Origin of the sequence: Streptomyces sp. AC1-42W (assembly GCF_003248355.1) — a bacterium.
GTDB lineage: Bacteria > Actinomycetota > Actinomycetes > Streptomycetales > Streptomycetaceae > Streptomyces.
Genome location: NZ_QKWY01000002.1, coordinates 1128233 through 1140325, shown reverse-complemented (window position 1 = coordinate 1140325; position 12093 = coordinate 1128233). Strand labels below are relative to the sequence as shown.

Annotated in this window: 12 protein-coding genes; 7 read left to right on the top strand and 5 right to left on the bottom strand. The window is 70.5% G+C overall.

Features of this window, described 5'->3' with window-relative positions:
- Positions 1-37 precede the first annotated feature (37 nt).
- Complete coding sequence (locus DNK56_RS23095; protein WP_111337724.1) at positions 38-1669, bottom strand: beta-N-acetylhexosaminidase; 1632 nt, start codon at positions 1667-1669, stop codon at positions 38-40.
- Positions 1670-2037: 368 nt separating this feature from the next.
- Between DNK56_RS23095 and DNK56_RS23090 the strand changes: the two genes are divergently transcribed.
- The 6 genes from DNK56_RS23090 (at position 2038) to DNK56_RS23065 (ending at position 7271) form a co-directional block, all read left to right on the top strand.
- A complete protein-coding gene (locus tag DNK56_RS23090) occupies positions 2038-2532 on the top strand; it encodes a 2-oxo-4-hydroxy-4-carboxy-5-ureidoimidazoline decarboxylase (RefSeq protein WP_111337723.1) in 495 nt (164 codons plus the stop codon).
- A gap of 243 nt (positions 2533-2775) precedes the next feature.
- Entirely contained in the window at positions 2776-3156 is a 381-nt protein-coding gene (gene sdhC, locus DNK56_RS23085) for a succinate dehydrogenase, cytochrome b556 subunit (protein ID WP_111337721.1), read from the top strand.
- Positions 3157-3161: 5 nt separating this feature from the next.
- Positions 3162-3635: a succinate dehydrogenase hydrophobic membrane anchor subunit gene (locus DNK56_RS23080; RefSeq protein ID WP_073964328.1), complete on the top strand. Its 474-nt coding sequence runs from the start codon at positions 3162-3164 to the stop codon at positions 3633-3635.
- A 30-nt stretch (positions 3636-3665) separates the two neighbouring features.
- Positions 3666-5420: a succinate dehydrogenase flavoprotein subunit gene (sdhA, locus tag DNK56_RS23075; RefSeq protein ID WP_111337720.1), complete on the top strand. Its 1755-nt coding sequence runs from the start codon at positions 3666-3668 to the stop codon at positions 5418-5420.
- Complete coding sequence (locus DNK56_RS23070; RefSeq protein ID WP_111337718.1) at positions 5420-6196, top strand: succinate dehydrogenase iron-sulfur subunit; 777 nt, start codon at positions 5420-5422, stop codon at positions 6194-6196. The genes sdhA and DNK56_RS23070 overlap by 1 nt, the downstream gene beginning before the upstream one ends.
- A gap of 256 nt (positions 6197-6452) precedes the next feature.
- Positions 6453-7271: a hypothetical protein gene (locus DNK56_RS23065; protein WP_111337717.1), complete on the top strand. Its 819-nt coding sequence runs from the start codon at positions 6453-6455 to the stop codon at positions 7269-7271.
- A 1-nt stretch (position 7272) separates the two neighbouring features.
- Here DNK56_RS23065 and DNK56_RS23060 read toward each other — a convergent pair whose 3' ends face one another.
- Complete coding sequence (locus DNK56_RS23060; RefSeq protein WP_111337716.1) at positions 7273-7779, bottom strand: MarR family winged helix-turn-helix transcriptional regulator; 507 nt, start codon at positions 7777-7779, stop codon at positions 7273-7275.
- Positions 7780-7867: 88 nt separating this feature from the next.
- Here DNK56_RS23060 and DNK56_RS23055 point away from each other — a divergent pair, with 88 nt between their 5' ends.
- A complete protein-coding gene (locus tag DNK56_RS23055; RefSeq protein WP_111337714.1) occupies positions 7868-8590 on the top strand; it encodes a TetR/AcrR family transcriptional regulator in 723 nt (240 codons plus the stop codon).
- A 49-nt stretch (positions 8591-8639) separates the two neighbouring features.
- On the opposite strand, the gene DNK56_RS23050 is transcribed toward DNK56_RS23055, so the two are convergent.
- The 3 genes from DNK56_RS23050 to DNK56_RS36175 form a co-directional block, all read right to left on the bottom strand.
- On the bottom strand, positions 8640-10193 hold the full coding sequence (locus DNK56_RS23050; RefSeq protein WP_111337712.1) for an ABC transporter substrate-binding protein: 1554 nt from the start codon (positions 10191-10193) through the stop codon (positions 8640-8642).
- Positions 10194-10414: 221 nt separating this feature from the next.
- Positions 10415-11680 carry a metallophosphoesterase gene (locus DNK56_RS23045; RefSeq protein ID WP_111337710.1) on the bottom strand — a complete coding sequence of 422 codons (1266 nt, stop codon included), beginning with the start codon at positions 11678-11680 and terminating at the stop codon, positions 10415-10417.
- A 65-nt stretch (positions 11681-11745) separates the two neighbouring features.
- Complete coding sequence (locus DNK56_RS36175; RefSeq protein WP_239227572.1) at positions 11746-11991, bottom strand: SCO4848 family membrane protein; 246 nt, start codon at positions 11989-11991, stop codon at positions 11746-11748.
- Positions 11992-12093: the final 102 nt, after the last annotated feature.

Below are 12093 nucleotides of genomic sequence, written 5' to 3'. Positions count from 1 at the left end.
CGCGTTGTCCATGGTCGGCGGTGCCCCGAGGGGGCTCTCACCCCGCGTCGATCTCCTTGGCCAGGGCCGTGAACCGTGCCCAGCTCGCTTTCGGCTCGCCCGGTACCCACAGTTTCTGGGCCGTCGCCCGCAGCGGCATCCGGATGCCCGCCGCGACCTGGGCGGGGGTCTGGGCGTTCGGCAGGTCGCCCCAGACGGCGAAGCGGCCGCCGAGGATCTGGTCGGAGTAACGGGCCGGGACCGGGGTGGTGCCGCGCAGGACGAGAGGGGTCCACTGCTCGTAGATGCGCTTGCCGGTCGGGTAGACGAAGGCGTTGGGCTGGCCGAGCACGTAGTACAGGTACTCGTCGTTGAGGTTCAGGAGCTTGCGGCCCTCGCGGAGGTACTGCTCCGGCGGGCGTGCGCCGTACTCCTTGCCCGTCCAGTACTCGACCTCGATGTCCTTGTCGGCGCGGACCCTGCTGTCCCGGAACTGTCCGTCGTTCCACGCCTTGGGGCGCATGTCGTGCTCGCGGACCACGTCGGCCCGGTCGTTGAGCCAGCCGGTGGCGAGGTCGGCGATGCCGGAGCCGGCACCGTACTTCCGGACGGCCGCGCGCTGGAGCTGCGGATAGGAGGCGGCCGGATCGCTCGCCATCAGCGCCCGGTACTCGTCGCCGCCCAGATGCCAGAACGCGCCGCCGAACAGTTCGGTGTACTCGCCCAGCAGCTCGTCGATCAGCTTGGCCGCGCCCGGCTTCGAGATGTCCAGCGAGCCGGTCGACGCGACGCCGGAGACGTTGTGGAGCTGGAGGTCGGGGTGGGCGCGCAGCACCGCGCCGAGGTGGCCGGGCGAGTCGATCTCCGGGACGATCTCGATGTGCAGCCGGCGGGCGAGCGCCACCATGTGCCGTACCTGTGCCTTGGTCAGATGGTCGGGCGAGACCACCTCGGGGTGGGTGTCGGACTCGACGCGGAACGCCTGGTCGTCGGAGAAGTGCAGCCCGAGCTGGTTGAGCTTGAGGTCGGCCATCTCGCGCAGCCGGTCCTCGATCCAGGACGCGGAGTAGTGCTTGCGGGCGATGTCCAGGTTGAGGCCGCGCTGCGGCTTGGCGGGCCGGTCGCGCACCACGCCCTCGGGCATCGAGCCGTCGGCGCGCACCGACTGCTTGAGCGTGCGGGTGCCGTAGAAGACGCCCGCCTCGCCGGGTCCGCTGATCCTGACGCGCCCGTCGGCGGTGCGCAGGGTGTACGACTCGGGCCCGCCGGACGCCTTCGGGGTCAGGGCCAGCTCGACGTCCCCGGCGCGGGCGGGCACCTCGCCCCGGTAGTCGATCCGCAGCTCGCCGGCCAGCAGCCTGCCCTCGTCGGCGAGCCCGCCGCTGCCCTCCGCGACGACCACCGCGCTGTCCTTTCCGGGCCGCCAGCCGGGGCCGCGGGCGGCGGTGTGCTCCCGTACGGCGGGAATGGTGCGGGGCGCCTTCGAGAGCGGGTAGCTCCGGGTCGGCGACGGAGTCGGGGAGGAGGAGGGGGAGGGGGAGGGGGCCAGGGAGGACGTGGCGGGCGGGCGCGAGGCGTCGGACGCCCCCCGCCCGCCGGAGCCCTCGGGCCAGACGAGCACGGTGACGGTGACCGCGGCCGCCGCCGTGAGGGCAGCGCCGGCCGCGAGGGCACCGCGTGAGGGCGACATCGGTCAGAAACCTCCGGATTCAAGGGGAAACAGGTCAGAAGTCAAGAGAAACAGGGCGGATGTGGGGCGATAGTCGGGCATTTTTGCCGGAAGTTCGCCCATCAGGCATCACGAAACTCTCCCGTCCGGGTGAAATTCGCGCATTCGTCGCCCGGCCGTTTCCCCGCCTCGCTAGCGTTGAGCCCCATTCGTCACTCCTTTCGCCCCACGCATCCGCCTGGTTCCCCGCCCCCTCCCCCTCTCCCCCGTATCTCTCCCCCGTCCAGGTTCACCGATGCCGTTGATCCCAGGAGCCCACGCTGTCCAGGTCCAGCGAGTCCCACGCCGGCCTTCCCGAGCAGCCGCCCCGGCCCGCCCGGCGCACCGCCGTGCCCGTGCAGAAGCGCGCCTCCGCCGCGTCCGCCCGGGGGCTGCTCCGTTTCAACACCGCGCCCGTCCGGCAGGCGGAGGCCGTTCTGCTGGAGTGCTTCGGCAGCCGGGTCTGGGCGCGCCGGCTGGCCGCACACCGCCCCTACCCGGATCTGGAGTCGCTGCTCGCGGCGGCCGACGAGGCGGCCTACGACCTCTCCCCCGCCGGGTACGCCGCGGCGCTGGCCGCCGAGGTGTCGCCGGGGCTGCGGGCGGACGCGCCGCGCTCCGCCCATCTGGCGCTGGCCGCCGCCCATGCGGAGTACGAACGCAAGTTCGGCCACGTCTTCGTGATCTGTCTGGACGACTACGCCCCCGAGGAGCATCCGGACCAGGTGCTGGCCGGTATCCGGGCCCGCCTCGGGCACGAGGAGGACCGGGAACGGGCGGTCGCGGCGGACGAGATGCGGCGACTCGCCCGGGGCCGGCTGATCGCTTTGGTATCGAGTCGATAACGGGTTGCCGTCCGGGCGAGCGCCCCGGAAACCCCGGCGTACAGCGGGTCGACGGGGTCGCGGCGGTCTGTCCATAGCCCGTCCGTGCCTGTTTCGTTGCCACTTTGATCACACCGGAGGGCCCCGCGCGATCGAACCGACAAAGCGTCGCTACGATGGCCGGGGCCGGTGGACCGTACCCGGCCGGGTCAGACCGACAGTCAAGCCGGCCGACCCCGATCCCCGCTCCCGGAGGGTTTTTCCGTGCCGGCTGGAACGCTGTACCGCGGCCGGGAAGGCATGTGGTCCTGGGTGGCTCATCGAGTCACCGGTGTCCTCATCTTCTTCTTCCTGTTCGTGCATGTCCTGGACACCGCCCTCGTCCGCGTCTCCCCCGAGGCCTACGACGACGTCGTGGCCACGTACAAGACGCCCATCGTCGCGCTCCTCGAATACGGCCTGGTGGCCGCGATTCTCTTCCACGCGCTGAACGGCCTGCGCATCATCGCCGTGGACTTCTGGGCCAAGGGCCCGCGCGTCCAGAAGCAGATGCTCTGGACCGTGCTGGGCATCTGGATCGTGCTGATGCTGGGGGCGCTGTACCCCGTCCTCGGCCACGCCGTCCGTGAACTCTTCGGGAGCTGAGGCACATGTCCACCGAGACTTCCGCGATCGGCGCCGTCGAAGGCGTCTCCCTCTACGACGTCGACAACCCGGCCCCCGTCATCGAGCCGCCGCGCAAGCGGACCGGCAAGACCCCCAAGGGCTCGCGCACCAACTTCGAGATGTACGCCTGGCTCTTCATGCGCCTGTCGGGCATCGTGCTGGTCGTCCTGGTCATCGGCCACCTGCTGATCCAGCTGGTGCTGGACGGCGGCGTCTCCAAGATCGGCTTCGCCTTCGTGGCCGGCCGCTGGGCCTCGCCGTTCTGGCAGGTCTGGGACCTGGCGATGCTGTGGCTCGCCATGCTGCACGGCGCCAACGGTCTGCGTACGGTCATCAACGACTACGCCGAACGGGACAACACCCGCTTCTGGCTGAAGATGCTGCTGTACACCGCCACGGTGTTCACCGTCCTGCTGGGCACGCTGGTGATCTTCACCTTCGACCCGAACATCCGCTAGGCGCCGGGCCCGAAGGACCAGAGGTAAACCATGCAGATCCACAAGTACGACACCGTCATCGTCGGCGCCGGCGGAGCCGGTATGCGCGCGGCCATCGAGTCGACCAAGCGCAGCCGCACCGCCGTGCTGACCAAGCTCTACCCCACCCGCTCCCACACGGGCGCCGCGCAGGGCGGCATGGCCGCCGCGCTGGCCAACGTGGAGGAGGACAACTGGGAGTGGCACACCTTCGACACGATCAAGGGCGGTGACTACCTGGTCGACCAGGACGCCGCCGAGATCCTGGCGAAGGAGGCCATCGACGCCGTCCTCGACCTGGAGAAGATGGGCCTGCCGTTCGGGCGTACGCCCGAGGGCCGCATCGACCAGCGCCGGTTCGGCGGGCACTCCCGCAACCACGGCGAGGCCCCGGTCCGCCGTGCCTGCTACTCGGGCGACCGCACCGGCCACATGATCCTCCAGACGCTGTACCAGAACTGCGTCAAGGAGGGCGTGGAGTTCTTCAACGAGTTCTACGTCCTGGACCAGCTGGTCGTCGAGCAGAACGGCGTGAAGAAGTCGGCCGGCGTCGTCGCGTACGAGCTGGCCACCGGCGAGATCCACGTCTTCCAGGCCAAGTCGGTCATCTACGCCTCGGGCGGCACCGGCAAGTTCTTCAAGGTGACGTCGAACGCGCACACCCTGACCGGTGACGGCCAGGCCGCCTGCTACCGCCGGGGCCTGCCGCTGGAGGACATGGAGTTCTTCCAGTTCCACCCGACGGGCATCTGGCGCATGGGCATCCTGCTGACGGAGGGCGCCCGCGGTGAGGGCGGCATCCTCCGCAACAAGGACGGCGAGCGCTTCATGGAGAAGTACGCCCCCGTCATGAAGGACCTCGCCTCGCGCGACGTCGTCTCGCGCTCCATCTACACGGAGATCCGCGAGGGCCGCGGCTGCGGTCCCGAGGGCGACCACGTCTACCTCGACCTGACGCACCTGCCGCCGGAGCAGCTGGACGCCAAGCTCCCGGACATCACCGAGTTCGCGCGTACGTACCTGGGCATCGAGCCCTACACGGACCCGATCCCGATCCAGCCGACCGCGCACTACGCCATGGGCGGCATCCCGACCAACGTCGAGGGCGAGGTGCTGGCCGACAACACCACCGTCGTGCCCGGCCTGTACGCCGCCGGCGAGGTCGCCTGCGTCTCGGTGCACGGCGCCAACCGCCTGGGCACCAACTCGCTGCTCGACATCAACGTCTTCGGACGCCGTGCGGGCATCGCCGCCGCCGAGTACTCCGAGAAGAGCGACTTCGTCGAGCTTCCCGAGAACCCGGCGCAGGCCGTCGTCGACCAGGTCGAGCGGCTGCGGAACTCCACGGGCACCGAGCGCGTCGCCGCGCTCCGCCAGGAGCTCCAGGAGTGCATGGACGCCAACGTGATGGTGTTCCGCACCGAGCAGACGATCAAGACCGCGGTCGACAAGATCGGGGAGCTGCGCAAGCGCTACCTGGACGTGTCCATCCAGGACAAGGGCAAGCGGTTCAACACGGACCTGCTGGAGGCCATCGAGCTGGGCAACCTGCTCGACCTCGCCGAGGTCATGGCCACCTCGGCGCTGGCCCGCAAGGAGTCGCGCGGCGGTCACTACCGCGAGGACTTCCCGAACCGCGACGACGTCAACTTCATGCGCCACACCATGGCGTACCGCGAGGTCGCCGAGGACGGCACCGAGTCGATCCGGCTGGACTACAAGCCGGTCGTCCAGACCCGCTACCAGCCGATGGAGCGTAAGTACTGATGGCTACACCCACCCTGGACAAGGCCGACAAGGCGCCGGAGCCCGAGCCGGGCTTCGCGGACTCGCCCGACATCACGGTCACGTTCCGCATCCGGCGGTTCAACCCGGAGGTCTCCGACGAGGCCCAGTGGCAGGACTTCCAGCTGGAGATCGACCCGAAGGAGCGCGTCCTCGACGCCCTCCACAAGATCAAGTGGGACCAGGACGGGACACTCACGTTCCGCCGGTCCTGCGCGCACGGCATCTGCGGTTCGGACGCCATGCGGATCAACGGCAAGAACAGGCTCGCCTGCAAGACGCTGATCAAGGACATCAGTCCGGAGAAGCCGATCATGATCGAGGCCATCAAGGGCCTCACGGTCCTCAAGGACCTCGTGGTCGACATGGACCCGTTCTTCCAGGCGTACCGCGACGTCATGCCCTTCCTCATCACCAAGGGGAACGAGCCGACCCGCGAGCGCCTGCAGTCGCCCGAGGACCGCGAGCGCTTCGACGACACCACCAAGTGCATCCTGTGCGCCGCGTGCACGTCCTCGTGCCCGGTGTTCTGGAACGACGGCCAGTACTTCGGCCCGGCGGCGATCGTCAACGCCCACCGCTTCATCTTCGACTCGCGCGACGAGGGCGGCGAGCAGCGCCTGGAGATCCTCAACGACCGTGACGGTGTGTGGCGTTGCCGCACCACCTTCAACTGCACGGACGCCTGCCCGCGTGGCATCGAGGTCACCAAGGCGATCCAGGAGGTCAAGCGCGCGCTGATCACGCGTCGCTTCTGATCCGTCCGCCGCGGCCTGCGGCAGCCGGGGCCCCGTCCCCCGCGGAGTGCGAACTCCGCGGGAGGCGGGGCCTCTTGCCGACCCGCGCGGGCCGGGAGGGTACGGTCGTGCGGGGCTTCCCGCGCACGGGGGTGCGCGGTCCGGACGAGAGCGGAGAACTACGCCGGTGCTGTCCATGGACGACATCAGGGTGCGGACGACGGGCTTCGTGCGAGTCGGCACCGCCCGCTCGCTGAGCATCTGAGGGGCGCAGCCGATGGCCGTCCTCCGCCACTCCGTCACCGTCTTGGCCGTGGGCCCCGAGCTGGTCGACGCACTCGCCTCGCTCCTCTGCGACGTGGCCGAGTCGACCCGGGCGCGCGGCACGACCGTCCTCATGCCGGACGGGCAGCCGGTCCCGGACCTGCGGCTGGTGAAGGGACGCCATCTCAGGGCGGGGGCGCGGTACGAGATCGGCGGGCCCGGTGACGCGGAGCGGATGGCGCTGCGCGTACGGGAGTGGCGGCGCACCGCCGCCGTCGAGGTGGAGCAGGCGATCGGCGCGCCGGACCTCAACGCCCGGCTGACGCTGCGGCTGGCCGCGCCCGACCGGCCCAGGCTCTTCGAGGCGCGCGGCCGGATGTGGGGCCCGGAGGGCTCGGGGGCGCTTCGTCGGGGGTCCGGGCGGGCGCGGATCGAGCTGGGCGCGTGGTGGTCGGCGGCGGCGCTGCCGCCGGGCGCCCCGCCCGCCGCGCGTGCCCCGGCCACGGCCCGGTTGCGGCATCCGCTGGGCGAGGCGCGGCTCCATCTGCGGCCGCGCGACGCCGGGGACGGCCGCTGGCTGGTCGAGGCGGCCGCCTCGGTGCGGGGGCGGTGGCTGCTGCGCCCGGTCGCGGCGGTCGCCCTGCTGCTGGCCGGCGGGCAGGTGCGGCGGGGGTTCCGGGACGCGGTGGAGCAGGCCGCGGAGCACTGGAACGCGGCGGTGGCCGGGCTGCTGGAGCAGGGCGTGGACGGGGTCCGCGAGGAACTGGCCCGGCAACTGGCCGAGGGACGCCCGGAGAGGGACGGCTCGGCGAAGGACGGCTCAAAGGGCTGAGTCAGTCCCAGTCGGCGTCGCGGGACTCGGCGGCCACCATCACGCGCCGCAGCATGTCGTTGAGCAGGGCCCGCTCGGCCTTGTCCAGGACGCCGAGCAGCCGTTCCTCCTCGTGCCCGAGGGAGTCCATCGCGACGCGCCAGATCGCCCGGCCCTCGTCGGTCAGCTCCACGTCCACGCGCCGCCGGTCCGTGGTGGAGGGGGTGCGGCGGACGAAGCCGCGGCGCTCCAGGGAGTCGAGCCGGCCGGTGACGGAGGCGGGGGCGAGGTCGAGGTCGGCGGCCAGTTCGGAGGGGGCGGCCGTGCCCCCGCGTCCGGCGAGCTTGTGCAGCGTGTCGAACTCCTGGCGGTGCAGGTCGAGGTCGAGGAGCGACTGCTCGCGCACCCGGCGCAGATGGACGGAGAGCTTCTTCATCCTGGTCACCGCGCCCTCGACCTCCGGATCGAGGTCGGGCAGCACGGGGCTCCACCGCTCGACGTGTCCGTCGGTCCAGTCGCGTCGCTGCATGCGCCCCAGCGTACGCGGGCGCCCTTGACCGCCCGGAAGCGAAAGCCCGCGACCGGGCGGGGGTGGCGGCCCGGATACGCTCGGGGCCGTGGTGAAGGAAGCGAAGGACGTGAAGACGGTCAAGGCCCCCAAGAGCGAGCAGACGCGCTCCCTGATCCTCGAGACCGCCCTCCGGCTCTTCCGGGAACGCGGCTACGACCGGACGACGATGCGGGCCATCGCCCAGGAGGCCGGCGTCTCGGTGGGCAACGCCTACTACTACTTCTCGTCCAAGGAACACCTGGTCCAGGGCTTCTACGACCGGCTCGCCGGTGAGCACGCGGCGGCGGTGCGGCCGGTCCTGGAGAGCGGGACGGACCTCGCGGCGCGGCTGCGCGGGGTGCTGCTGAGCTGGCTGGACGTGGCGGAGCCGTACCGTCCGTTCGCCACCCAGTTCTTCAGGAACGCCGCCGACCCGGACAGCCCGCTCAGCCCGTTCTCACCGGAGTCGCTGCCCGCGCGGGAGGCGGTCGTCGCCCTCCACGAGCGCTGCCTGTCCGGCTCCACCACCCGGACGGACCCGGATCTCGCCCCGCTGCTCCCGCAGTTGATGTGGCTCATGCACATGGGCCTGGTGCTGTTCTGGGTGTACGACCGGACGGAGCGCGCCGAGCGGAGCCGCCGCCTGGTCGCGCTCACCGTGCCGATCGCCGCCCGGATCATCGCGCTGTCCCGGTTCCGGGTGGTGCGGCCGCTGGTGCACCAGGTGCACGAGGTGCTGGAGGAGTTCCTGCCGGAAAGGGCGGACGCCCCGGCGCGGGCGGCCGGGTAGGCCGCCCGCGCCGGGGCGTCCGCGTCGGCCGGAACCGGCCGGGGCCGGATCAGATCCAGCCCAGCTCCCACAGGCGCCACAGGCTGGTGCCGTCCGAGAGGTACTGCGAGCCGGAGACCTCGGCCTTGGCGACGACGTAGTCCTTCTTCTGCCACAGCGGGACCAGCGGGACGTCCTCGCCGACGAGCTTCTGGAGCGCCTTGAAGTCGGCCGCCGCCCGGCTGCGGTCGCTGAACCGGAGCGTGTTGTCGATCAGCTGGTCCATCTTCTTGCTGGTGTAGCCGTTGTGGAGGCTGTTGTCGCGGCCGACGAGCGGCTGGCTGAAGGTGTCGGGGTCCGGGTAGTCGGGGAGCCAGCCGACGGTGTACATGTCGTACTCGCCCTTGGCGTAGCCCTTCTGGAACCGCGTCCACTCCACGGCCTTGGTGTTGACCTTGAACAGCCCGGTCGCCTCCAGCTGGCGCTTGATCTCCTTGGCCTCCTTGCCGGCCTCCTTACCCTCGCGGTAGGCGAAGGTGACGGCCAGCGGCGTCTGGACGCCGGCTTCCTGCACCAGGGTCTGGGCGCGCTTGGGGTCGGGCGACGGGTAGGCGTCGAAGAACGGGGTGCTGTGCCCGATGAAGCCCTGCGGGATCAGCGAGTAGAGCGGTTCGACGGTGCCCTTGTAGATGTCGCTCACCAGTGGGCCCCGGTCGATGACGGCCGCGATGGCCTGACGGACCCTGCGGTCGGCGAGCGGGGAGTCCTCACGGACGTTGAAGACGAGGTTGCGGATCTCGGCGCTGTCGGCCTCGGTGACGCGCTGCGCCGAGTCGCCCGGGTTCAGCCCGGCGAGCGTGGACGGCGGCAACTGCCGGTGGGTGACGTCCACCCGGCCGGACTTCCAGGCCGTGAGCAGGTCCTCGGACTGCTTGTAGTAGCGCACGGTGACCGGGCCGCCGGTCTTCTTGAGGGCGCCCTTGTAGTGCGAGTTCGGCACGAGTTCGACCTTCACGCCGGGCTCGTACGACTTCAGGACGTACGGTCCGGAGCCCGTCACCTTGTCGTCGTCGCGCAGCTTGTCCTTGGGATAGGAGTCCTTCTGGACGATCGCCCCGGCGCCCGTGGCGATCTTCTGCGGGAAGGTCGCGTCACGCGAGGAGAGGTTGAAGGTGATGGTCCGGCCCTCGGTGACCACGTTCTTCAGGCTGGGGAAGAGGACCCACGGACCGACGTCCGTCTTGATCCCCATCATCCGGTCGAACGAGTACTTGACGTCCTCGGCGGTGATCTTCTCGCCGTCCGAGAACGTCAGGTCGTCACGGAGCTTGCACTGGTACGTCTGGAGCTTGCCGCCGATGAAGCCGCAGCTCTCCGCCGCGTCCGGCTCGGGCACGATCGCCCCGGACTTGAAGGTCATCAGGGACTGGTACAGGTTGCTGTAGATCGCCCAGGAACCGGCGTCGTAGGCGCCCGCCGGGTCGAGCGAGGTCACCGTGTCGGTCGTACCGACCACGACCGGGTCGGAGCTGCCCTCCTCCGAGGGAAGCAGTTGCCAGGCGACCACGCCTGCGATGACCAAAACCGCGAGAATCGCGAGAATCCGTAGCCGGATCGACCGCATTGACGTGCTCTCCCTTAACTGCCCCACCTCGGTGTCGCGCTTCAGATGCGCAGATCACCGCACGTTCGCGTTCAGCCAATCACACGACTTTCACATCGGGAAGGGGAGATCGGAACCTCATAGTCAATTGTTCGTCAGTCGAAACCTTCTGCCGATACAAGTGAATACAGAGGGTTCACCACCGGTCACTGATCCGCTATTCCGGAGGGGTACTAGGGTGATTACGCCTGCCGGGAGGCGAGCTGCACGACAGTGATGTCGGAGGGCGCGCCGACGCGTACGGGCGGCCCCCAGGCACCGGCGCCGCGCGTGACGTAGAGCTGGGTGTCGCCGTACCGTTCCAGCCCGGCGACGGTGGGGTTGGACAGCTCCGCGACGTAGTTGCCCGGCCACAGCTGGCCGCCGTGGGTGTGGCCCGATAGCTGCAGGTCCACGCCGTGCTCGACGGCCTCGTGGACGACCACCGGCTGGTGTGCCATGAGCACGACCGCGCGGGCGGAATCGCGGTCGCCGAGGGCCCGCGCGAAATCGGGACCCTGCCCTTCGCTCTCACCTGCGATGTCATTGACACCGGCCAGATCGAAACCGCCGGTCTCCACCCGCGCGTTCTCCAGCGGGTGCAGCCCCAATTCCCTTACATGATCAACCCATTGGGCGGCGCCGGCATAGTACTCGTGATTGCCGGTGACAAAGAACGCGCCGTGCCGGGCGCGCAGCCGGGCGAGCGGTTCGGCGGCCGGGCCGAGATCCGCGACCGATCCGTCGACCAGATCACCGACGACGGCGATGAGATCGGGCTGGGTCGCGTTCACCGCGTCCACGATCCGCTGGGTATGGGCCCGTCCCAGGATCGGGCCCAGGTGAATATCGCTGACGACGGCGATCCGGAAACCGTGCGCGGACCTGGGCAGCCGGGCGAGCGGCACGGTGACCCGCTTCACCTTGGGTCCGCTCAGCACGCCGTGCATGCCGTAGCCCACGGTCCCGAGCCCGGCGACGGCCGCGGCGCCCCCGACGGCCCGCGCCACGAAGAGCCGCCGCGAGGGGGAGACGGGGGCGGGTGCGGGGGCGGCGGGTTCGGGCGCGGCCTCGGCCTCCGGCGTTTCGGATATCTCGGGCGCGGGCGTCCCGGCCTCGGGCGCGGGCGCCTCGCCGCGGCCCTCCCGGCGGGCGAGCCGCCGGTGCAGCAGCGGCCGCACGACCTCGCCCACCAGCAGTGCCGGCGTCACGTACAGCAGGACGGCCGGCCACAGGAAGCCGGGCCAGGCCAGGATCTGCTGGAGCGGGAAGGGCGCGCCCACGCGTCCCGAGGCCAGGGCGCCGACGGTGAGCAGCGGCAGCACGTACGCGGCGACGGTGCCGGCCCGGCGCCACGGACTGCCGGGTGCCGTGGTGTCACCGACGAGCCGGCGCCACGCATAGCGGTGCGCGGCCACGAGCAGTGCGAGCACCGCGAGCATCACCAGAACGAACCCCACGACCCGCACGTCCGCTCCCCTGTCCTGTTCGTCCGTGTAGCGACCGGTTCAACCCCGGAGGGGGACCGTCGTTTTCAAGCCTTCTCGGCGCGCAGTGCCCTGACGCCCCGGAACCCGATCCAGCCCACGGCCGTCCCCAGGAGAAAGGACGTGATGGCGAGCAGCAGATGCACCCAGAAGTACGCGGTCGGGTCACCGGCGTCGTCGAAGGCGAGGCCGCTGCCGTCCTTCCACAGGTTTTTGACGAAGGTGACCCAGATGATCCACGACCACGCCCCGAAGGCGAGCAGGAACCAGGAGACGGGGCGGCTGAGCTTCATGGACTCAGTATCGCCGTCCCGCTCCGGGCGGCTCGTGCGGGGTGGTCCGTCCCGGCGACGCGTCCGGCGGGTTGGGCCATCGGTGCCGATATTCATATCAAC